Genomic DNA, 21,001 nt, shown 5'->3' on the forward strand with positions numbered 1-21,001 from the left:
AATCAATCGCCCCCCGACGGCGGAGCCGTCAGTCGTTAAGCGTGATCCGCTCATAGCGGTCCATATGATAATCGTGGCTACCAAACTGGCCCTCGATCATCGTCGCGCGCTTGAAATAATGGCCGATCGCCAGTTCCTGCGTGATGCCGATGCCGCCATGCGTCTGGATCGCATTCTGCCCGACGAAGTTGGCGCCGCGCGCAACCTTTGCCTTCGCGGCCGAGACCGCCGCCATGCGCTCGTTCGCGGGCAGGCCCAGCTTCAACGTCCCCATGATCGTCATCGAGCGCGCCTGTTCGACCTCCATGAACATGTCGACCATGCGGTGCTGCAGCACCTGGAATTTCGCGATCGGCACACCAAACTGCTTGCGTTGCTGGGTATATTCCAACGTGCCTTCATGCAGCTTCTGCATCACGCCGGTCGCTTCGGCGCACACCGCAACGGTCGCCTCGTCGACGATCTGTTCGATCAGCGGCAGGCCGGTGCCTTCGCCGCCGAGCAGTGCATCGCCCGGGATCGCGACGTTCTCGAAATAGATTTCCGATGCGCGGCCGCCATCGACCGTCGGATAGTCACGGCGGACGATGCCCGGCAGGTTCGCGTCGATCAGGAACAGCGACACACCGTCGCGGTCGCGCGCATTGCCGCCGGTGCGCGCCGTGACAAGCAGATGCGTCGCCCAGGGTGCGGCATAGACAACCGATTTATGCCCGCTCAGCACATAGCCCGCGCCATCCTTCTTCGCGCTTGTGCGCAGGTTCGCAAGGTCGTAGCGGCCCTGCGGCTCCGCGTAGGCGAAGGCGATGATCGCATTACCCGCGATGATCTCGGGGATCATCGCATCGGCCTGCGCGCCGCCGACAGCCTTGAGCGCACCGCCCGCGATGACGACGGTCGGAAGATAAGGTTCGATCCCGATGACCTTGCCGAGTTCCTCCATCACGATCGCATTTTCGAGCGCGCCGCCGCCAAGGCCGCCATGCTCTTCTGCGAAAGGCGCGCCCAGCATGCCGAGATCCTGCGCGAGCGCGGTCCAGATCGCCGGATCGCGCCCGCTATCGCTATTGATGAACTTCTGGCGCGTTTCGAAATCATAGGTGTCGCCGAGGAAACGGGCGAGCGTGTCGCGGATCATGTCCTGCGTTTCGGTGTAGGTGAAATCCATTTTTTATCCCCGTCGCCCCCGCGTAGGCGGGGGCCGCTGTAGGTTTATGCTGCGGCGTCAGGTCGGTGGAGGCCCCCGCCTTCGCGGGGGCGACGCACTGCTCAGAGACCCAAAACCATCTTCGCGATGATGTTGCGCTGAATCTCGTTCGACCCGCCATAGATCGTCGTCTTGCGCATGTTGAAATAGGTCGGCGCGGCGCGATGGGCATAATCGGGCCCGATCGGATGCTCGTTATCTCCCTCGCCGAAGCCACGGAAATAGGGCGCGCCATAATGGCCGACGGCTTCGAGCGTCAGTTCGGTCAGCCGCTGCTGGATTTCGCTGCCCTTGATTTTGAGCAAGCTCGATTCCGGCCCCGGACCGCGATTTGCGTTGGGGCCGGCAAGGCTGCGCAACTCGGTGAATTCGAGCGCCGCCAGGTCAACTTCGAGCTCAGCCACCTTGCGCTTGAAGAAGGCGTTGGCGAGCAGCGGCTTGTCGCCGTCGAGTTCGGTTCGGGCGATCGCCTTCACCTTCTCGATCCCGCGCTTCGACGCCGCGACGCCGGCGATGCCGGTGCGTTCGTGCGCAAGCAGGAACTTGGCACAGGTCCAGCCCTTATTCTCATCGTAAACCCGCTGCGATTGCGGCACGCGAACATCTTCGAGCCACACTTCGTTGACTTCATGCTCGCCGCCCAATGTGATGATCGGGCGCACGGTGATGCCGGGCGATTTCATGTCGATCAGGAGGAAGCTGATGCCTTCCTGCTGCTTCGCTTCCTTGTCAGTCCGGACAAGGAAAAAGCCCCAGTCGGCATGCTGCGCGAGCGTCGTCCAGGTTTTTTGCCCGTTGACGATATAATCGTCGCCATCGGCAACCGCGGTGGTGCGGAGCGAGGCAAGGTCCGAACCCGAACCGGGTTCCGAATAGCCCTGGCACCACCAATCCTCACCCGACAGAATGCGCGGCAGGAAATGGGCTTTCTGCTCGGGGGTGCCAAAGGTGTAGATCACCGGGCCGACCATCGCGAGCCCGAAGGGCATCAGGCGAATGCAATCGGCGCGCGCGGTTTCCTCCGACCAGATGAAACGCTGCGTCGGCGTCCAGCCGGTGCCGCCATATTCGACCGGCCATGCGGGCGCGATCCAGCCCTTTTTGTACAGGATCTTGTGCCAGGCGAGGAAATCCTCCTTGGACATCTCTTCGCCCTCATCCTGCTTATCGCGCAGGTCGGCGGGGTAATTTTCGGCGATGAAGTCGCGCACTTCCTGCTGGAAGGCGAGATCTTCGGGGCTGAATTCCATGTCCATCACGAATCTCCCATTGGGCAATGGCGCACTTATACTGAGCGCTCACCTTTACGTAAACGGTAAGTTGTCGCTTGCAACCTTCCTTGCCCCAATGATTGCGCTTAACATCCCGGCTTGTCCAGCACGCGCAGCTGCCCTCCGGCAACACGGCTATCGAACGCGGAAGCTGGTTTTAACCGGGTCGGTGCGTGACGAGCACCACCGCGCCGTCGCTGGCATAAGGTCCGCGGACCTCCGCTATCGTCAGGGCAACGTCGACGGCCGAACCGTCGCGCGTCACCATCTGCGATGCGATGCGTGCGGGGGCGCCCGACCGAAAGACCGATTCGAGCGCCTCGACAAAGGCCGGCCGCTGCCCGACCGCGAGCAGCGCCGAAAAGCGGACACGCCGGATCGCTGCAGCATCCACCCCGAGCAGGTCGGTCAGCATGGCGTTCGCCGCCTCGACCGTTTCGCGCACCGAGATGCGGGCGTGGCCGATGCCGCCATCGATCTCGACGGCGTCGAGCATTGCCTGCCGCATATCGCCGGCGGCAAAGCCATCGATCGCGTCGCTGACATCGCGCAGGACGATCGCGCCGCCGACCGGCAGGGGAACAAGGTCGACATGCAGCCATTGCCGCGGGCGGAGCATGCCGGGGAGGTCGCCCGAGAATCGCTCGCGATGGTCGAGCAGCCGATTGATGTGATGAAGGATCAGGCTGTCCCGGAGCCCCGGCACCGCCACCGTCAACGCCTCCCCGACCAGACCGGCGGCCGGGACCTCCAGCATATCCGACGCCGCGGGGTTGAGCGCGGCGACACGCCGTTGCCGGTCGATCAGGATCACGCCATCGCGAACCGATTCCACGAGAGCGGCAAGCGAGGATTGCAGGATGTCGGAAGCCGCCGCGACCTCCCGCGCAACGTCGCCGTCGAGACGGCGATAGTCGTCGAGCGAAATCAGCACATGCGCATCCTTGCCGTGGTGCGTCACGACAACGGGCTTGCGCGCAGACTGTAGCCGCCAATTGGCGAAGCCGCGGATAAAATCGGCCGCCGAGACGCGCTGTGGTTCCTGTGCCGTTGCCACCATATCCCCCTGCAAGCCGGTCATCCCCCTGTTCTTATAACCCGGCGGCGGCCTGCATTCGATCTGGAAGGGATCAATCGGCGGGCTGTCGCGTCCGGAACGGTGCCATTGCGCGAGCGATCAAACGAGCCGCGCTCTCCCGCAGCGCAGCGCGTTGACCCGTGTATCGGCCTGCCCGACATGCACCCCGAGTAGCCCGGTAAGGTCGGACAAGACGGTGTCCAGTACGGGCGCAGCGAGCGCAACCGTCTCGCCGACCACTGTCGTCAGCGCCTTCAGATTGAGGACAAGTCCGAGGACATTGACGTCGAGCTCCATCCGGTCCGAAAGCGATTTCGCGGCGCCCGCGACGAGGCCGGTGCTCGACACGGTCTTCACCTTGCCGTCGTCGATCTCGGCGCGCGAAAAGGCGACCGGCTTTTCATTGAGGTCCGACAGGATGAGTTCCGCCTCCGCATCGACGCTGACGAGCGGCAATTTGACGACGCGCGCCGGCCCCGGATCCAGCGGGCGCTTCATATCCTGAAAATCGCTGTCGGGCACCGTTCCGATCGCCACCATCGCGGGGGAGGTCACGACGCCAAGCGACACCGCGGCTGTGCTGTTCGCGCGGCAATCGATGCCCGTGATCCGCGCAGACGCCGACCCGAGTTCGGCGAGCACTGGGATATGGACGCTGGCGAGCGGCGTCGCGACGCGCGTATCGATCTTCAGCCGCACCTGCGCGGTGCGGACAATGACATCATTGGTGTCGGTCACCGCGATCAATGGCGAGTCCACCGGCGGCTCGCCGATCATCAGCGCGATATTGACCCCCGAGCCGCCGGGCAGGCTGCCCGCCAGCGACAGGTCGACCTGCCGGTTCGCGTTGCCGAGCAGCAGCATCGTGCGCAGCAGGCTGAGCGCGTTGACCTTCACCGGATTCGCCGCATCGACGCGGATGCTGGACGACCGCGGGCCAAGGTCGATCGCACGCGACGGCAGCAGGGTGCGCGGCAGCGCGCGATCCGCGATATGCTCAAGCGCGGTCGCCGCCTGCCCGTCCGACGCATTGGCGAGCGCCGTCACGACCTGCGGCAACGTCGCCTGCGCGTCGAGCGTCTGACCAAAGGTCAACACGTCGGCGTCGAGTTCGGCCCGCAGCGCGTCGGAGAAAGCCAGCAGATCGATATCGGTACTCGCGAGCGCATTATAGTCCATCACCGACAGGTTGACCTGGCTGCCGGTGAGGCTCGACAGCAGCGCATTGGGGAGGCCGCCGTTCAGCGCCGCGACGCGCGATCCGAGCGAAAAGGCCGCATAACCGCGTCGCGCCCCGGTTGCTGTCGCACGAATGATGCTGTCCTGCCGGCCCGTCAGAAAGCTGCCGAAGAACAGCGGACGATCGCGCGTCAACGTGATGCGCACCGCGTTCGGCGACGCGCCGCCGCCGGCAAAGCGCTGTTCAGCCTGGATCGACGGATCGGCGGTGTAGGTTCCGGGGTCGAGCACCGCGATACGAATGCCGCAATCGCAATTGGCTGCGATGATCCGCTCCGCCGCCGCCCGCTCCTCGCCGGGCCGCCCCGCCGCCGCCGCCGCCGCCGCCGCCATTGCCGCGGCATCTGCGATGCCCTGCAACTTACGGCGGTCGAGATAAAGCGAGCCGAGATCGACCGCGAACGCTGCCGCCCCGATCAGCATCGTCATGCCGAACGCCGTCGTGATGCTGATGCTGGCGCCGCGATGGCGGACAAGGCGGCGAAGCAGGGACAGGATCGTCATGTTCAATCCACCGGCAATTCAAACGTCGCTCGGGCACGGATGACGTTGCCCGGTGACGGAACGAAGCTTGATCGCAGGAAACTGTCCTCAGGCGCGGTGAAAGTTACCGCGACGGTGATCGCCTCGGTCGTTTCGGACACGGCGACACTGTGCGCGCCGTCGACCGCCTGCAGGCTCCGACCGACGGCGCGCGACGCGACCGCGCTGCGATCGGCCGCGTCGAGACCGACGATCGACGCGCGGGCGCCGTCGTTTGCCGCCTGCTGAACGCTATGCGCGAGCATGAAATACTGACCGTAGACCAATACCCCCATCAGCAACGCGAGGAGCAGCGGCAGCACCAGCGCCATTTCGACGATGGCGGCGCCACGCTCCCCGCGCGCCAGGGTAAGACCCGTCAGGGCAATTTTGCGGACGCGCCGCGGAAGTCGGATGGAACCTGCCATGCCGGCAGAATGGCCGCCCGCAAATGAAAGCGGCGTCGAGAGAGCCCGACGCCGCTTTTGCGTATTTTGCAGGATTTTTTCGCGCCTGAACCGGTCTGATTTGGTGGCGCGCCGCCTCTTGTTGAAGAACCGCTAATTTCGGCGCGGCCGCTTCTAACGGATAATGTGAATTATTCGGCGTCCTCCAACTTGTCCTGCGTGCGCAATTCGAAGTCCGACGCGTCGTGCCGCTCGCGCAGCTGGCTCGCCGGATCGCCCGTCACGCGGTTGACCATCCGCCCGCGCTTCACCGCCGGGCGCGTCGCGATCTGGTCGGTCCAGCGCTGGACATTCTTATAGTCATCGACCTGCAGGAATTCGCCGGCGTCATAAACGAGACCTTTGGCGAGCGCGCCATACCAGGGCCAGATCGCCATGTCGGCGATCGTATAATCGGCACCCGCAATATATTCGCTTTCCGCAAGGCGGCGATCGAGCACGTCCATCTGGCGCTTCACTTCCATCGCATAGCGGTTTATCGGATATTCCTGCTTCGTCGGCGCATAGGCGTAGAAATGGCCAAAGCCACCACCGAGGAACGGCGCGCTACCCATCTGCCACATCAGCCAGGACAGCACCTCGGCACGCTTCGCGGTTTCGGTTGGCAGGAAGGCGCCGAATTTCTCGGCGAGATGGATCAGGATCGCGCCCGATTCGAAAACACGGATCGGCTCGGCCCCGCTGCGATCGACTAGCACGGGGATCTTGCTGTTCGGATTGGCCGCGACATAGCCACTCGAAAACTGGTCGCCTTCGCCGATATTAATCAGCCACGCGTCATATTCGGCGCCACCATGCCCCGCCGCGAGCAGTTCCTCGAGCATCACGGTGACCTTCACCCCATTAGGCGTCCCAAGCGAATAGAGCTGCAAGGGGTGCTTGCCGATCGGCAGCTCCTTGTCATGCGTCGGTCCCGCGATGGGCCGGTTGATATTGGCGAAACGCCCGCCGCTTTCCTTGTCCCAAGTCCAGATTTTCGGCGGCACATATTCGCTATTGTCGGTCATGGAGAACTCCTGGGCTGATTTTTATACTGACCGGTAACTTAAGTAGCGATTGCCGGTTGTCCACCCTCCCCGGCTCAAATAATCTTTGCCGCCCGCAAAGCCGAAATGGCTTCGCCGTCATAACCGAGCTCGGCGAGGATCGCGTCGCTATGCTCGCCGACTTGCGGTGCGCGTTGCGGATCAACCTTGTCCCTGTCGGACAAGCGGATCGGCGTGCGGATGACCGGCACGGCGCCAGCGGCGCCCGGATAGTCGACCGGCTCGACCAGCCCCATCGCCCTTACCTGCGGCTGCGCCAGCGCTTCACCCACCTGCAACACCGGCGCCGCGGGCACCCGTCCGGCGGCCAGTTCAGCGATCGCGTCTTCGTTCGTCCGTTCGATGCACCAGCGCTGCATGATCGCGCTCAGTTCCTCGCCATTGTCGCCGCGCAAAATGTCGCTGGCATACAGCGGATCGTCCACCAATTCGGGCCGTCCGACCAGTTCGCACCAGCGCGCGAAGATGGGCGCGCCGACAATCTGGGTGAGTATCCAGCCATCGCGCGTACGGAACACATCGGTCGGCCCCGAGCTGAAAGCGCGGTTGCCGATCGGCTGGCGATCGATGCCGTTCAGCGCATGGTCGATCGTCAGCGCGTTCGACATCGCGAGCGCGGTGCCCAGCAGCGACCCCGAAACGCACTGCCCCTTCCCCGTCGTCTCGCGCTCGCGCAGCGCAAGCATGACGCCAAACGCGCAATGGAGCGCGGTTCCGAAATCGACATAATTGACCTGCGCGCGATAGGGCTGGTCAGCTGTGCCTGTAAGGTGCACCGTTCCCGACATCGCCTGCCCCACCGCGTCGAACCCGACGCGGCTCGCGAGCGGCCCTTCGCTACCGAATGCCGATGCGGTCGCGAGAATGATGCGCGGGTTGATCGCAGCGAGACTGTCGTAATCGAGCCTCAGCTTGACCAGCGCATCGTGCGGCAGGTTGGCTATCACGACATCGGCGGTTTCGACCAACCGGCGAACGATCTCGCGCCCCTCGGGGCTACCGGGCTTCAGCGTCAGGCAGCGTTTGGCGCGGTTCATCTGCATGAACATCGCGCCCGACCCATCCGCGGCGACCGGCACGGTATATCGATCGTCATTGCCCCCCGGCGCCTCGATGCGGATGACGTCAGCGCCATAATCGGCGAGCAACGCCGCGCAATAGGGACCGGCAATATAGCGGCCGAAATCCAGTACCTTGATTCCCTGCAACGGCACGCATCGCTCTCCCAATCCCGTTCTTTCAACCGGGCTAGCAGCCGCTTGTCGACCCTGCCAGTGCCTTCATCGAAAGCTGCCGCTTGCATGTTCGCGGGCGAACCATATGGTCGGCACATAATTTCAAACAGGGATAATTTCATGGCGCGCTTCGCTCTCGCCCTTGCGGCGACTTTGGCTTGTTCAACCTCGGTCTGGGCGCAGAGTGCGCCCGCTTCTCCTCCGGCCGCCGACACGAAACCCGACAAGTGGGACGTCAACGCCCCGCCGGGCCTCGCGACGCGGAAGGTCCAACTCGCGGTCGACGAGGGCAGCTGGATGAATGTCGACGTCGCGCCCGACGGCCGGACGATCGCGTTCGACCTGCTCGGCGACATCTATACGATGCCGATCGAGGGCGGCACGCCGACGCGTATCGCGGAAGGGCTCGCTTATGAACATCAGCCGCGTTTCTCGCCCGACGGCAAGCGTATCGCCTTTGTCTCCGACCGCGCGGGCGGCGATAATATCTGGCTGATGAACCGCGACGGCAGCGACAAGAAGCAGATCTCGAAGGAAGATTTCCGCCTGCTCAACCAGCCGAGCTGGAGCCCCGACGGGCAGTTCATCGTTGCCAAGAAGCATTTCACGACGGGCCGCTCGCTCGGCACCGGCGAGGTGTGGCTATACCATGTCTCGGGCGGCGCGGGCGTGCCGCTGGTCAAGAAGCCGAACGAGCGCCACCAGAAGGAGCTCGGCGAGCCGATCTTCGCCGCCGACGGCAAGAGCGTCTTTTACACGCGCAACGTCACCCCGGGGCCGATCTTCGAATATGCGCAGGACAGCAACACCGACCTCTTCCACATCGAACGCTACAGCCTCGAGGATGGCGAGGTCAGCACCGCGGCTTCGGGTCCCGGCGGCGCGGTCCGCCCGACGCCCTCGCCCGACGGCAACCGCCTCGCCTTCGTGCGCCGCGAGGGGACGCAGTCGAAACTCTATGTGAAGGACCTCGCCTCGGGCGCCGAGAAAAAGGTCTATGACGCGCTCGATCAGGATATGCAGGAAACCTGGGCGGTCACCGGCGTCTATCCGAACATGGCGTGGACCCCCGACAGCCGCTACATCCTCTTCTGGGCCGGCGGCAAGCTGCGCCGCGTGAGCGGTGCCGGCGGCGACGCGCGTATCATCCCGTTCAGCGTCAACGACGATCGCACGATCGTCGATGCGACGCACCCGGCAGTCGAAGTTGCCCCCGACAGCTTCGCGACCAAGATGCCGCGCTGGGCCGAGGTGTCGCCTGACGGCCGCAGCGTCGTCTTCGAAACGCTCGGCAAGCTATGGGTCAAGCCCGCGACCGGGGGCAGCGCACGGCGGCTGACCGCGGCCAAGGACGACGCGATGGAGCTCTGGCCGAACTGGTCGCGCGACGGCAAGTCGCTCGTCTTCGTGCGCTGGACCGACGGCGGGATGGGCGAAATCCATGTCGTCGGCGCCGGCGGCGGCGCCTCGCGCAAGCTGACTGCCACCCCCGGCCATTATGCCGAACCGCGCTTCTCGCCCGACGGCAAGACGATCGTGTTCGAACGGCGCGGTAGCGGGGGTCTCACCTCGGCGCGCTGGAGCGAGGATCCCGGCGTCTATCGCATCGCCGCAAGCGGCGGCACCGCCGAGCGGATCGCAGCCGACGGCGCCAAGCCGCAGTTCGCTTCAACCAGCGACCGCGTCTTCATGGTCACCGCGAGCGACGGCAAGAGCCAGCTCGTCAGCACCGACCTCCACGGCCAGGACAAGCGCGTCCACGCCAATGGCGAACTGGTCAGCGACTATGAAATCTCGCCCGACGGCCGCACGTTGGCATTCCGGCAGAACTACGACGCCTATGTCACCCCGCTGATGCCCGGCGGACAGGACGTCTCGCTCGGCACCAAGAGCGGCGCGCTCCCCGTCACGCGGGTCAGCGGCAGCGGCGCAGAATATATGCACTGGTCCGACGGCGGCCGCCGCCTGCACTGGAGCCGCGGCGCCACCTTGTTCAGCGCCGATCTCGCGAGCCTCTTCACCAATGCCCCCGCCGACGATAAAGCGCCCAAGTTCACCCCGCCGACCGACGGCGTATCGCTGTCGATGACGCAGGCGGCGTCGAAGCATAAGGGCGTTGTCGTTGTCACCGGCGCGAAGATCGTGACGATGGCCGACAAGGACGGCGGCGTGATCGAGAATGGCACGATCGTCATCGACGGCGACCGTATCACCGCCGTCGGCCCGGCGGGCGCGATCACCGTGCCCACGGGCGCAGTGACCGTCGATGCGGCCGGCAAGACGATCGTTCCCGGCTTCGTCGACGCGCATGCGCACGGCTCGCACGGCGACGACGAACTGGTGCCCCAACAGAATTGGTCGGAGATCGTCAACCTCGCGATGGGCACCACGACGAGCCACAATCCCTCGTCGCGCGCATCGGAAATCTTCGTTTCGTCTGAAATGCAGCGCGCCGGGCTGATCCTCGCGCCGCGCATCTTCTCGACCGGCGAGGTGATCTATGGCGCCAAGGCGGCGGGCGTTTATGCCGAGATCAATGGTTATGACGACGCGCTCGCCCACGTTCGCCGCCTGAAGGCGCAAGGTGCGCATAGCGTCAAAAACTACAACCAGCCGCGCCGCGACCAGCGACAGATGGTCGTGAAGGCGGCGCAGGTCGAGGGCATGACGGTCGTGCCTGAGGGCGGCTCGCTGTTTACACAGGACGTCTCGCTGATCCAGGACGGCAATTCGACCGTCGAGCACAATGTCCCGCTCCACATTTTCTACAAGGATCTGGTGCAGCTGTGGGGACAGACGCAGGTCGATTACACCCCGACGCTCGTCGTGACCTATGGCGGACCCGCAGGCGATCCCTATTGGCGCGCACATACCAATGTGTGGGAGCACCCGATCCTGTCGCGCCATGCACCGCCGACCGAGCTCGCCGCGAACAACAAGCGCCGCGTGATCGCGCCCGAAAGCGATTATGTCGACGATGATTCGGCACGCGAGGCGGGCAAGATCGCCGCAGCGGGGCGCATGGTCTCGATCGGCGCGCACGGCCAGCAATCGGGTCTCGGCGCGCATTGGGAAATCTGGTCGTTCGTTCGCGGCGGGTGGAGCAATATCGACGCCCTTCGCGCCGCGACGATCATGCCTGCAACGTCATTGGGCTACGCAAAGGATGTCGGATCGCTCGAGGCCGGGAAGCTCGCCGACCTCTTGATACTCGACGCCGATCCGACGCAGGACATCCGCAACACCGACAAAATCCACCGCGTGATGCTCGGCGGGCGCCTCTACGATCCGCTGACGATGAACGAGGCCGAGACGGGAACGCGCAAGCGTCAGCCCTATTGGTGGGAAGCCGACAAGCCCTGAGTTATCCCATCACCCTGCGGCGGGCCGTAATTTTGTGACGAGAGGGTTGCAAGACGTTCGGACCGCCGCTAGGGGCGTCTCCTCTCAGCGAGGAGAGTTGGCTGAGTGGTCGAAAGCGTCGCACTCGAAATGCGAAGTGCCGGCAACGGTACCGAGGGTTCGAATCCCTCACTCTCCTCCATTTTTCTACAATTCGACCACAGCAAGCCGCCCCGGCGCACAACCGGGGCAGCTCGCGGGGGCCGTTACCTGACGGTAACGAGCGACGGCGCGGCGAGCGTCGCGACGACTGCGCCGACGATCAGGAACAACACGATATAAACGATGACCACGACCACCGTGTAGCCGAGCGCCTTGTCTTCTGGCGCCTTCATCAGCACCGGCAGGCCGAGATACAGCAGATAGAGCCCGTAGAGCGCGAACAAGAGGCCGATCACGGCGAGCGCGGGCAATATCCCGAAAATACCGCCGACCCAGCCGGCGGTCGCCGAATAGGCCGCGACCTTCAGCGCCTGGACCTGATTCTTCTGGCCGCCGAAGTTCGTCGCGAGGCCGTCGATGACCAGCGCGAGGATGAAGATCGTCGCCAGCGAGAGACCGTAAGAGACGATCGCCGACACCAGCGCGCCCACTAGCGGCGGATGATAGGTCACGCCGAGCATGGTGAAACCGAAAACCTGCCCGCCGATGAACCCGGCGAGCGGGCCGATCGCCGCCAGTACCAGCACATAGGGCACATAGATGGATTGCGTTGTCGCCGGCTCGGCCGCGATGATCGGCCATGTCTCTTTGGGCTTGAGAAGGATGTCCTTCGCGCGCTGGATGATGCCCGAAGCCGGGCCGGAGATATTGGGTGGTACGTCCGTCATAATGCGTCTCCCCTGATCGTGCGGCCCACAACCCGAATGGGATATGCAAAAGCCAGAAGAGCACTTTAGCCCGCATCGCCAATGCATCTGTAACGCTGATCACAGTCCGATTCGGCAAACCACAGCCGAATTGGAATGTAACGGACTTGAAACGTGCGTAAACTGCCATAGATTGACCCTATGACGCCCGAATCCACTTCCGAACTTCCCGCCACCGTTACTGCACCGCTTATCGGCCGCGCGCGTTTCGCGCCGGGCGATATCGTGCGCCACCGGATGTTCGACTTCCGCGGCGTCGTATTCGACATCGACCCGGTCTTTGCGAACAGCGACGAATGGTATGAAGCGATCCCTGAGGATATCCGCCCGGCGAAGGAGCAGCCCTATTACCATCTGCTCGCCGAAAACGGCGATTCGTCGTACATCGCCTATGTCAGCCAGCAGAATCTGGTCGCCGATGGCGACAGCGGACCGATCGACCATCCGCAAATCGACGCGATGTTCGAGGGTCTGGAACGCGGCCGCTACCGCGTCCGCGCCATCCATCGCCACTAAAAGCAATCAGGCTTTTAGCTTCCATCCCGAAGCGAGCAGGCGGTAAGTCAGCAGGCCCAGTCCGATATTGACCCCGACCAGCACGAGCGCCGCGGTGACCACCGGGTTTGCAATCGTCGAATCGACCGTGCCGATGAAGCCGTAGCGGAAACCCATGATCGCATAATAGACCGGGTTGCCGTGCGCGATCGTCTGGAACCACGGCGCGAGCTTGTCGACCGAGTAGAAGGTTCCCGACAACAGTGCGAGCGGAGTCACCACGAAATTGGTCACCGCGGCGGCATGATCGAACTTCTCGGCCCAGACCGAGGTGATCAGGCCAAGGAAACCGAGCATCGACGCGCCGAGCACGCCGAAGACCGCGACCGCCCACAGATGGTCGGGCACGACATGCACACCGGGCCACAGCAGCATCGCGAGCCACAGCGCCAGGCCAACGAGGATCGAGCGCGTGATCGCAGCACCGACCAACGCGATGATCAATTCACCGACCGCGAGCGGCGGCATCAGATAATCGACGATGGTCCCCTGGATCTTGCCGACGAGCAGCGAAAAGCTCGAATTGGCGAAGCTGTTCTGCAGCATCGCCATCATGATCAGGCCGGGCGCGATGAAATCGGCGAAGGGAACGCCGATGACCGTCCGCCCCGCGCCGCCCAGCGCGACGGTAAAAATGACGAGGAACAGGAGCGTGGTAATCGCGGGAGCCCAGATTGTTTGCAGCTGGACCTTGAAAAACCGCCGCACCTCCTTGACATATAGCGCGTGCATGCCGGGCACGTTCAGCGTTCGAATATGGGGAACGCCGGGTTCGGCAAAACTTGGAGTCGCGGCGGAATTTGTCGAGTCGGGGCGCGAAATTTGGGGCTGGTCGTTCATGGCGTTCTCGCCTATCGCCTCCCCGATCTTACCGCAAGCTGGGCAACGACTGAATGCCGGTCCCGAAAGGATCGACAACGCGGATCGCCTGACCGCCCGCAGCGTGAATGATGAGGAATAGATTATGTCATGGACCGACGAGCGCATCGAAAGCCTGCGCACCATGTGGGAAAAAGGGCTGACCGCCAGCCAGATCGCTGACGAACTCGGCGGCGTGAGCCGCAATGCGGTGATCGGCAAGGCGCATCGCCTCGGCCTCAAATCGCGCCCCTCGCCCGTCAAGGCGACGGAGAAGGCGAAGCCGGTCAAGGCGGCAGCGCCCGCCACGCCGAAACCCGCCGCCTCCGTTTCCGCGCCGCGTGCGGCCGCGCCGGTGGCGCCGCGCCCGGTGGCCCCTGCCCCGAAACCCGATGCCAAGCCGGTCGTCGACACGCCGAACGCTGACGGCGGATTGGGTGATCCGACGCCTAAAGCCGATGCGCCGCGCATCGTCTCGATCGGTCCGGGCGGGTTTATTCGCCAGGGACCCGGCGATCAGCAGGCGCCGATTCCGCCCGCGCCGCCGCGCCGCCTGGTGCCCGCCAAGCCCAGCCCCGAGATCGCCGACAAGACGACTTTGCTCGACCTCAACGACCGCATCTGCCGCTGGCCGATGGGGCATCCGGGCGAGCCCGATTTCCATTTCTGCGGCGAAGCGGTGAACCCCGGTTTCCCCTATTGCGTCGAACATTGCGGCCGCGCCTATCAGGCGCAGCTGCCGCGCGGCACGCGCCGCCCGCCCCCGCCCCCGCCGTTCGGTGGTCCCCGGGTTCGTTAAGACGCGCCCGGTGAGGCCGTTCAGCCAGGATTTCCAGTTCGCGCGTGCGCTCGGCCTGCAAATGGTCGAGCGCGGCGACGGGCGCTGCACGATGGCGATCGACATCGAACGCGAACGTCACTTCAACCCGAACGGCGTGGCGCACGGCGGCGTTGCCTATTCGCTCGCTGACACCGCAATGGGCGGCGCGCTGATGAGCATGCTCGAAGACGGGCTGGTCTGTGCGACGCTGGAGATCAAATTCAACTATCATGTCGGCGTGCGCGAAGGCCGGCTGACGTGCGAGGCCACCGTCCTTCACCAGGGCAAACGGATCGCCAATATCGACGCGCGCCTTTATCAGGACGTCCGCCTCGTCAGCAGCGCGAACGGCAATTTCGCGATTTTCGCGGCGCCATCGGCCCGATAGGCGAAAGGCGCCGGGTCTTTCGACCCGACGCCTCCCGTTCCCGCTCCCAAGAGGTCAGAAGCGGTAACTGATGCTCCCGCGGACACTGTGCGTCCGGAAGTGCGAGCCGCTGCGCTGGATGTCGGTGCCGCCACCGTTCAATAGGAATGGATTGGTCGGCGGCGCAGTGCCTGGCCCGACGTTCACTCGGTAGTCATTGTCCTTCACGTCGGAATAGAGATACTCCAGCCCGACCGCGATCTTGTTGGTAAGCATCAGCTCGGCGCCGCCGCCGGCGGCGTAACCCCAAGCATGCGTCTTGCCATTGTCGGCAAAGCTGTTCACGGTGTTCGAGGTCACGAACTTGTTGTCGAGGCGCGCGTAAGCCGGGCCGCCGGTGACATAGAAGAGCGCGCCGCCGCCGGGCGTGTAGCCGGCGCGGACGCGCAAGCTGCCCTGATAATCGGCCTCGCGGCTCATCGTATAGCTCGCGGGCGTGGTCGAAAAGCCGCTCACACTGTCACGCGCGACGCTGCGACCGCCTTCCAGAAGCGCGCCGACGACGAAGTTGCCCATGCGCTGATCAAGGCCGATGCGGCCGAAGAATTCGGGGCCATCCTTGTCGTTGCGGCAACCGAGGTTCGCGGTGCCCGTCGCCGCGCCGTTGCAGAATCCCGGCGAAAAGGCGTTTGTGCCGCCCGACGTGGTCACCTGGTCGCCATAGACGCCATCGCGGTTGGTATCGAAGACAAGCGTTTCACCGCGGTCGCTGCCCTGAAGCGTGCCGCCGCCGCCGATGCTGATATAGGGTCCGTTGAAATCCTGCGAGGTGTCGCGGCCTTCCTGTGCCACTGCGGGCATGGCGATCGCGGTGCCCGCAAGGGCGGCGAGGAGAGAGAGGTTTTTCATTTTTTACTCCACTTTTTGAATGACTTTGCAGTCGGCACCCAAACCCTTCGCATTCGACCAAGGTTCCGCCCTGTCCCGAAAAACGGATGAACCGAGCCGCGCGCAGCCGCCGAAAAGCGCCCTTGCCAGCGGCCTTTCCCGCCCCCTATAGCTGGGCCATGAGTCACGATTTGTTCGACGCCGCGAACCCCGCCACCGACAGCTATAACGCTTCGCAGATCGAGGTGCTGGAAGGGCTCGAACCCGTCCGCCGACGTCCCGGCATGTATATCGGCGGCACCGACGAGCGCGCGCTCCACCACCTCGCCGCCGAAGTCATCGACAACAGCATGGACGAAGCGGTCGCGGGTCATGCGACGCGGATCGAGATCGAACTCGACGTCGGGAACCGGCTGACCGTCGTGGACAATGGCCGCGGCATGCCGGTCGATCCGCATCCGAAATTCCCGGGCAAATCGGCGCTCGAGGTCATCATGACCATGCTCCACTCGGGCGGCAAGTTCGAGGGCAAGGCTTATGCGACTTCGGGCGGCCTCCACGGCGTCGGGGTCAGCGTCGTCAACGCGCTGTCGGTCGAAACCGAAATCGAAGTGGCGCGAAGCAAGCAACTGTATCGCCAGCGCTTCTCGCGCGGAACCCCGCTCGGCGGGCTCGATGAACTCGGGCCGACGCCTAACCGGCGCGGGACGAGCGTGAGCTTCGTTCCCGACCCCGAGATTTTCGGCGACCATGGGCGGTTCAAGCCGCAGCGCCTCTATCGCATGGCACGTTCGAAAGCCTATTTGTTCGCCGGCGTCGAAATCCGTTGGAAATGTGCGCCCGAGCTGATCGGCGACGACACCCCCGCCGAGGCGGTGTTTCAATTCCCCGGCGGCCTTGCCGATCACCTCAAGGAACAGATCGGCACGCGCGAATGCGCGACCGCCGAGCCTTTCGTCGGGCGTCAGGATTTCCCGGGCGATCAGGGCCGCGCCGAATGGGCGATCGCTTGGCCGCTCTGGTCCGACGGATCGTATAGCTGGTATTGTAACACGATCCCGACCCCCGCGGGCGGCACGCACGAAGCCGGGCTGCGCTCGGCGCTGACTAAGGGTTTGCGCGCTTTTGGCGAGCTGATCGGCCAGAAGAAATCCGCGCAGATCACCGCCGAGGACGTCTTCAACGGCGGCGAGATGATGCTCTCGGTCTTCATCCGCGACCCGCAGTTTCAGAGCCAGACCAAGGACCGGCTGTCGAGCCCCGAAGCCGCGCGCTTCACCGAAAATGCCGTGCGCGACCATTTCGACCATTTCCTGTCGGACAATATGGACCGCGGCCGCGCGCTCCTCGGTCTCGTTCTCGATCGAATGGACGAGCGACTGAAACGCAAGGCCGAGCGTGAAGTCAAACGCAAGACCGCAACCAGCGGCCGCAAGCTGCGCCTGCCGGGCAAGCTCACGGACTGTGCGAACGACGGCCCCGAAGGCACGGAATTATTTATCGTCGAAGGCGACAGCGCGGGCGGCAGCGCCAAGCAGGCGCGCGACCGCAAGACGCAGGCGATCCTGCCGATCCGCGGCAAGATCCTGAATGTCGCAAGCGCCAGCAATGACAAGATCCGCGCCAATCAGGAAATCGCCGACCTCGCGCTCGCGCTCGGTTGCGGGATGCGGAAGGATTGCGACGCCGACCGGCTGCGTTACGAAAAGATCGTCATCATGACCGATGCCGATGTAGACGGCGCGCATATCGCGACGTTGCTCATGACCTTCTTTTTCCAGGAAATGCCCGACATCGTGCGCCGCGGCCACGTCTATCTGGCGCAGCCGCCGCTCTATCGCATCACCTCGGGCAACACCTCGGTCTATGCGCGCGACGATGCGCATCGCGCCGAGATCGAGGCGACCCAGTTCAAGGGCAAGAAGGTCGATGTCGGCCGTTTCAAGGGGCTCGGCGAGATGAACCCCAACCAATTGAAAGAAACGACGATGGACCCCACGACGCGCTCGATGCTGCGCGTCACCTTGCCGCAGGAATATGAGGAGCGGCACTTGGTCAAGGATCTGGTCGACCGGTTGATGGGCAAGCATCCCGAGCACCGTTTCCAGTTCATCCAGGCCAATGCCGCGACGCTCGACGAGGCCGCCATCGACGCCTGACGAAAAAATCGCCCCTCCCTGTCAGAAAGCCCGACCGCGGCCGACTAATAACCAGACGACGATAGTTGCTGGAGATTTCGGGTGACCGAAGCCGAACAGGATCAGGCATTTTCCGACGCGATCGCACGCTTTGGCGGCGCGATCGCCCGCATGGCGCGCGGCTATGAGGCCGATGCTGACCTTCGCCGCGACCTTGAGCAGGATATCCAGGCCGCGCTGTGGCAAAGCCTTGCTCGCTTCGACGGGCGCTGCGCACTCAGCACATGGGTGTGGCGCGTCGCGCACAACCGCGCGACCTCGCACATCATCGCGCGGCGGCGCCATACCCGGCGCCACTGGTCAAACATCGAAGATATCGATCTTGTCGCGGACGACCCGACGCCGTTCGAGCGCGCGACGAGCGATCAGGCGATGGCGCTGATCCTGTCGATCATCGACCGGCTCGACCCGCCCGACCGGCAGATATTGCTGCTCTATCTCGAAGGGATCTCGGCCGCCGAAACCGGCGAGATTACCGGCGCCTCGCCCGAGGTCGTCGCAACCAAGATCCACCGTTTCAAGACCATGCTGACGCGCCGCTTTGCCCGGACGGGAGACGCATCATGACCAGCCCGAATGACGACAGCCTGCACAGCCTGTGGCGGCAGGATAGCGATGCCCTGGCACCGCTGCCGCTCGCCGAGGTCAAGTCGCGCGCCGCAGCCTTCGACCGCGCGATCGGCAAGCGCAGCCGCCGCGAATATATCGCGACGGCCTTCGTCACCGTCATCTTCGGCGTCTACGCGCTGATCCTGCCCGACATGCTGCTCAAGATCGGCAGCCTGCTCGTGATCATCGGAAGCTTCGTCATGGTGTGGCAGCTGTCGCGCCGCACCTCGCAGCCCGATCCCGGCGCCGAGGCGGCCGACGTGCGTGCCTATTACCGCGCGCGGCTGGTCACCGAGGAGCATATGCTGGCGCGCGTCGGCCTCTGGTATATCGGCCCGCTGATCCCCGGTCTTGCCGTGTTCATGGCCGGCCTCGGAAGCCAATTCGGCAGCGCGCTCGGCTTCGCGGCCTTCGCGGCCATTCCCGCTCTCGTGATCTTGGGCATCTGGTTGCTCAACCGCCGCGCCGCCGCCATGCTCCGCGAACAGATCGCCCGGCTCGACGCCGCAACGGAAGGAGAGTGAAAATGATCCGCTTGCTCGCATCTGCCGCGATCGCGGCGACCATCGCGCTCGGCACGCCGTCGGCGACGCTCGCGCTCCAGCCGCCCGCATCGGCGCCTGCGGCCGGCAGCGAATTCGACAAACGCGCGGCGCAGCTAGTAGACCTGCTGGACGGCAAGATCGCCTTCGCCGGCTATTTCGACCCATCCTTTCAGAAGGCCGTGCCCGAGGCGCAGTTCAAGACGTTCATCACCGGCCTGATCGCGCAATATGGCCGGCCGGTTGCCGTCGACAAGGCCACGCCGACCGGCGGCCGTTCGGGAACCGTCCTGCTACGCCTCGAAAGGGGCGTTGCAACCGTGGTGCTGGACGTCGGCGCAGCGGCCGATGCGCGTGTGACGGGACTGCGCGTGACTGGCGTTGCCGTGGCGAACGACAGCTTCGACAAGGTCGCAGCCGAAATCGCCGCGCTGCCCGGGCAAACGGGTTTCCTCGTTGCCGAACTGGGCGATGCCGGCATCCACCCCCTCGCCTCCGCGCACCCCGACCGGCAGTTCGCGGTCGGATCGACGATCAAGCTCTATATCCTCGACGAGCTTGCGGCGCAGGTCGCCGCCGGCAAGCGTAAATGGTCCGATGTCGTCCCGCTGTCGCATTTCAGCTTCTCGTCGGCGGGGACGGCGAACTGGCCCGCCGACACGCCGGTGACGCTGCAGACGCTCGCCAACTGGATGATCTCGGTCAGCGACAATGGCGCGACCGACACGTTGATCCACTTGCTCGGCCGCGCGCCGATCGAGGCGCGGATGAAGGGCGCGGGACACAGCGATCCGTCGCGCAACATCCCGCTGCTCACGACGGTCGAAGCCTTTGCTTTCAAGGGAAATAATTTCAATGATTTACGACCCATCTTTATTAAAGGCGACGATGCCGCGCAGCGCAAGCTGATCGAGAGAAACCAGAACCGCCTGACCCTTGCCAATGTCGACGGGATCAGTTTCACCGACGGCCCGCGTTTCATCGACAGCCTCGAATGGTTCGCCAGCCCGAACGATATTGCGCGGCTGATGGTCGATTTGCGCGCGCGCCAGTCGAAAACCCTGCTCGCCGCGATGGCTATCAACAATGGGGTCGGTCCAGTCGCCGCGGCCGACTGGAAATATCTCGGCTACAAAGGCGGATCGGAAAATGGCGTTTTGTCGATGAGTCTGCTCGGCCAGCGTAATTCGGACAGCAAATGGTTCGTCGTCACCGCGAGCTGGAACAACCCCGATGCCAATGTTGCGACCGAGCCATTTACCGGACTAGTTACACGCCTGCTTGCCCTCGCGGCAAAATGAACGCGATCAGGCCATAAAACCGGCGCCACGGTGACGCAGTCCGTTGCCCGCGTGCAGCGTCAGGGCCAAACAGCCCGCGAGCAGGACGGCGTCCTTGAACAGAAACTGCGCGGTCGATCCCATGAAGGGGAAACCATAGCCCTCCTCCCACAACGGTACGCCGAAGCTGAAGCTGAGCGTGACAAGGAAGGTGGCCATGCCCATCAGGCCGCCGAGCAGCCCGGCACGATGCGACCATGCCCCGAGCGCGATCAACGCTCCCGTCGCCAACTCTATCGTGCCGATGACATTGCTCGTCCCCTGAATGCCGATCAGCGGGTACATCCAGGAAAACAGCGGATAGTGCATGGCGATGCCCGCCACGCCTTCGGCTTCATAGGCGGCAAATTTGGCTACGCCGAAAAGGACGAAGATGAACAACAATGACCAGCGGAGCGCGCCGATCGCGAATGTTTCAGGCGGCAGTTTGTCCAGAACTTTGAGCATGAATGACCCCGAATGATCGTTTCGGGATTATTCGCGCATTG

20 protein-coding genes and 1 tRNA gene are annotated in these 21,001 nt (G+C 64.2%); 10 read left to right on the top strand and 11 right to left on the bottom strand.

The window, feature by feature from the left end; all coding sequences use genetic code 11:
* Positions 1 to 28: 28 nt before the first annotated feature.
* The 7 genes from ASD73_RS18955 to ASD73_RS18985 form a co-directional block, all read right to left on the bottom strand.
* A complete protein-coding gene (locus tag ASD73_RS18955; RefSeq protein WP_056374893.1) occupies positions 29 to 1,168 on the bottom strand; it encodes an acyl-CoA dehydrogenase family protein in 1,140 nt (379 codons plus the stop codon).
* Positions 1,169 to 1,269: 101 nt separating this feature from the next.
* Positions 1,270 to 2,463, bottom strand: coding sequence for an acyl-CoA dehydrogenase family protein (locus ASD73_RS18960; RefSeq protein ID WP_056374895.1), 1,194 nt, complete (start codon positions 2,461 to 2,463; stop codon positions 1,270 to 1,272).
* 172 nt (positions 2,464 to 2,635) lie between these two features.
* The gene (locus tag ASD73_RS18965) at positions 2,636 to 3,535 is read right to left on the bottom strand and encodes a PAS domain-containing protein (RefSeq protein WP_056375288.1); all 900 of its coding nucleotides are present in this window, start codon (positions 3,533 to 3,535) and stop codon (positions 2,636 to 2,638) included.
* A 120-nt stretch (positions 3,536 to 3,655) separates the two neighbouring features.
* The gene (locus ASD73_RS18970; RefSeq protein ID WP_056374897.1) at positions 3,656 to 5,299 is read right to left on the bottom strand and encodes a TadG family pilus assembly protein; all 1,644 of its coding nucleotides are present in this window, start codon (positions 5,297 to 5,299) and stop codon (positions 3,656 to 3,658) included.
* 2 nt (positions 5,300 to 5,301) lie between these two features.
* Positions 5,302 to 5,745, bottom strand: a complete 444-nt coding sequence (locus ASD73_RS18975; protein ID WP_056374899.1) for a TadE/TadG family type IV pilus assembly protein — start codon at positions 5,743 to 5,745, stop codon at positions 5,302 to 5,304.
* A gap of 170 nt (positions 5,746 to 5,915) precedes the next feature.
* The gene (gene yghU / locus ASD73_RS18980; protein WP_056374901.1) at positions 5,916 to 6,791 is read right to left on the bottom strand and encodes a glutathione-dependent disulfide-bond oxidoreductase; all 876 of its coding nucleotides are present in this window, start codon (positions 6,789 to 6,791) and stop codon (positions 5,916 to 5,918) included.
* A gap of 74 nt (positions 6,792 to 6,865) precedes the next feature.
* Complete coding sequence (locus ASD73_RS18985; RefSeq protein ID WP_056374903.1) at positions 6,866 to 8,044, bottom strand: CaiB/BaiF CoA transferase family protein; 1,179 nt, start codon at positions 8,042 to 8,044, stop codon at positions 6,866 to 6,868.
* 141 nt (positions 8,045 to 8,185) lie between these two features.
* Between ASD73_RS18985 and ASD73_RS18990 the strand changes: the two genes are divergently transcribed.
* Both ASD73_RS18990 and ASD73_RS18995 read left to right on the top strand, forming a co-directional pair.
* Complete coding sequence (locus ASD73_RS18990) at positions 8,186 to 11,428, top strand: amidohydrolase family protein (protein WP_056374905.1); 3,243 nt, start codon at positions 8,186 to 8,188, stop codon at positions 11,426 to 11,428.
* Positions 11,429 to 11,519: 91 nt separating this feature from the next.
* Positions 11,520 to 11,609, top strand: a tRNA-Ser gene (locus ASD73_RS18995).
* Positions 11,610 to 11,673: 64 nt separating this feature from the next.
* Here ASD73_RS18995 and ASD73_RS19000 read toward each other — a convergent pair.
* Positions 11,674 to 12,297 carry a Yip1 family protein gene (locus ASD73_RS19000; protein WP_056374907.1) on the bottom strand — a complete coding sequence of 208 codons (624 nt, stop codon included), beginning with the start codon at positions 12,295 to 12,297 and terminating at the stop codon, positions 11,674 to 11,676.
* A 180-nt stretch (positions 12,298 to 12,477) separates the two neighbouring features.
* Between ASD73_RS19000 and hspQ the strand changes: the two genes are divergently transcribed.
* Positions 12,478 to 12,852: a heat shock protein HspQ gene (hspQ, locus tag ASD73_RS19005; protein WP_037515235.1), complete on the top strand. Its 375-nt coding sequence runs from the start codon at positions 12,478 to 12,480 to the stop codon at positions 12,850 to 12,852.
* A 6-nt stretch (positions 12,853 to 12,858) separates the two neighbouring features.
* Here the strand turns inward: hspQ and ASD73_RS19010 are convergent, their stop codons facing one another.
* Entirely contained in the window at positions 12,859 to 13,731 is an 873-nt protein-coding gene (locus tag ASD73_RS19010) for an ABC transporter permease (RefSeq protein ID WP_056374909.1), read from the bottom strand.
* On the opposite strand from ASD73_RS19010, the gene ASD73_RS22960 reads away from it, so the two are divergent.
* From ASD73_RS22960 to ASD73_RS19020, 3 genes are read left to right on the top strand one after another with little or no spacing between them, the layout of a single operon-like run.
* Complete coding sequence (locus ASD73_RS22960) at positions 13,622 to 13,852, top strand: hypothetical protein (RefSeq protein WP_162248165.1); 231 nt, start codon at positions 13,622 to 13,624, stop codon at positions 13,850 to 13,852. The two genes, ASD73_RS19010 and ASD73_RS22960, sit on opposite strands and share 110 nt — an antisense overlap.
* 3 nt (positions 13,853 to 13,855) lie before the next feature.
* A complete protein-coding gene (locus ASD73_RS19015; RefSeq protein WP_056374910.1) occupies positions 13,856 to 14,548 on the top strand; it encodes a GcrA family cell cycle regulator in 693 nt (230 codons plus the stop codon).
* Between the two features lie 10 nt (positions 14,549 to 14,558).
* Entirely contained in the window at positions 14,559 to 14,957 is a 399-nt protein-coding gene (locus tag ASD73_RS19020; protein WP_056374913.1) for a PaaI family thioesterase, read from the top strand.
* Between the two features lie 54 nt (positions 14,958 to 15,011).
* On the opposite strand, the gene ASD73_RS19025 is transcribed toward ASD73_RS19020, so the two are convergent.
* Entirely contained in the window at positions 15,012 to 15,845 is an 834-nt protein-coding gene (locus ASD73_RS19025) for an outer membrane protein (RefSeq protein ID WP_056374916.1), read from the bottom strand.
* A gap of 158 nt (positions 15,846 to 16,003) precedes the next feature.
* Here ASD73_RS19025 and parE point away from each other — a divergent pair, with 158 nt between their 5' ends.
* From parE to ASD73_RS19045, 4 genes are all read left to right on the top strand, one after another.
* Entirely contained in the window at positions 16,004 to 17,983 is a 1,980-nt protein-coding gene (parE, locus tag ASD73_RS19030) for a DNA topoisomerase IV subunit B (RefSeq protein WP_056374918.1), read from the top strand.
* Positions 17,984 to 18,064: 81 nt separating this feature from the next.
* Positions 18,065 to 18,589 (top strand): RNA polymerase sigma factor, encoded by a 525-nt coding sequence (locus ASD73_RS19035; RefSeq protein WP_056374920.1) that lies wholly within the window; start codon positions 18,065 to 18,067, stop codon positions 18,587 to 18,589.
* A complete protein-coding gene (locus ASD73_RS19040) occupies positions 18,586 to 19,155 on the top strand; it encodes a hypothetical protein (protein WP_056374922.1) in 570 nt (189 codons plus the stop codon). The genes ASD73_RS19035 and ASD73_RS19040 overlap by 4 nt, the downstream gene beginning before the upstream one ends.
* A gap of 2 nt (positions 19,156 to 19,157) precedes the next feature.
* Positions 19,158 to 20,474 carry a serine hydrolase gene (locus ASD73_RS19045; protein WP_056375290.1) on the top strand — a complete coding sequence of 439 codons (1,317 nt, stop codon included), beginning with the start codon at positions 19,158 to 19,160 and terminating at the stop codon, positions 20,472 to 20,474.
* 6 nt (positions 20,475 to 20,480) lie between these two features.
* Here the strand turns inward: ASD73_RS19045 and ASD73_RS19050 are convergent, their stop codons facing one another.
* Positions 20,481 to 20,960: a YkgB family protein gene (locus tag ASD73_RS19050; protein WP_056374924.1), complete on the bottom strand. Its 480-nt coding sequence runs from the start codon at positions 20,958 to 20,960 to the stop codon at positions 20,481 to 20,483.
* Positions 20,961 to 21,001: the final 41 nt, after the last annotated feature.

The organism is Sphingopyxis sp. Root154, assembly GCF_001427105.1.
Classification (GTDB): Bacteria; Pseudomonadota; Alphaproteobacteria; order Sphingomonadales; family Sphingomonadaceae; genus Sphingopyxis.

What these genes read in the sequence shown, in the direction of transcription:
- ASD73_RS18955 (WP_056374893.1), bottom strand. Translation starts at nt 1,168, where the DNA reads ATGGATTTCACCTACACCGAAACGCAGGACATGATCCGCGACACGCTC.
- ASD73_RS18960 (WP_056374895.1), bottom strand. Translation starts at nt 2,463, where the DNA reads ATGGACATGGAATTCAGCCCCGAAGATCTCGCCTTCCAGCAGGAAGTG.
- ASD73_RS18970 (WP_056374897.1), bottom strand. Translation starts at nt 5,299, where the DNA reads ATGACGATCCTGTCCCTGCTTCGCCGCCTTGTCCGCCATCGCGGCGCC.
- ASD73_RS18975 (WP_056374899.1), bottom strand. Translation starts at nt 5,745, where the DNA reads ATGGCAGGTTCCATCCGACTTCCGCGGCGCGTCCGCAAAATTGCCCTG.
- yghU (WP_056374901.1), bottom strand. Translation starts at nt 6,791, where the DNA reads ATGACCGACAATAGCGAATATGTGCCGCCGAAAATCTGGACTTGGGAC.
- ASD73_RS18990 (WP_056374905.1), top strand. Translation starts at nt 8,186, where the DNA reads ATGGCGCGCTTCGCTCTCGCCCTTGCGGCGACTTTGGCTTGTTCAACC.
- ASD73_RS19000 (WP_056374907.1), bottom strand. Translation starts at nt 12,297, where the DNA reads ATGACGGACGTACCACCCAATATCTCCGGCCCGGCTTCGGGCATCATC.
- hspQ (WP_037515235.1), top strand. Translation starts at nt 12,478, where the DNA reads ATGACGCCCGAATCCACTTCCGAACTTCCCGCCACCGTTACTGCACCG.
- ASD73_RS22960 (WP_162248165.1), top strand. Translation starts at nt 13,622, where the DNA reads ATGCCGGGCACGTTCAGCGTTCGAATATGGGGAACGCCGGGTTCGGCA.
- ASD73_RS19010 (WP_056374909.1), bottom strand. Translation starts at nt 13,731, where the DNA reads ATGAACGACCAGCCCCAAATTTCGCGCCCCGACTCGACAAATTCCGCC.
- ASD73_RS19015 (WP_056374910.1), top strand. Translation starts at nt 13,856, where the DNA reads ATGTCATGGACCGACGAGCGCATCGAAAGCCTGCGCACCATGTGGGAA.
- ASD73_RS19025 (WP_056374916.1), bottom strand. Translation starts at nt 15,845, where the DNA reads ATGAAAAACCTCTCTCTCCTCGCCGCCCTTGCGGGCACCGCGATCGCC.
- parE (WP_056374918.1), top strand. Translation starts at nt 16,004, where the DNA reads ATGAGTCACGATTTGTTCGACGCCGCGAACCCCGCCACCGACAGCTAT.
- ASD73_RS19040 (WP_056374922.1), top strand. Translation starts at nt 18,586, where the DNA reads ATGACCAGCCCGAATGACGACAGCCTGCACAGCCTGTGGCGGCAGGAT.
- ASD73_RS19045 (WP_056375290.1), top strand. Translation starts at nt 19,158, where the DNA reads ATGATCCGCTTGCTCGCATCTGCCGCGATCGCGGCGACCATCGCGCTC.
- ASD73_RS19050 (WP_056374924.1), bottom strand. Translation starts at nt 20,960, where the DNA reads ATGCTCAAAGTTCTGGACAAACTGCCGCCTGAAACATTCGCGATCGGC.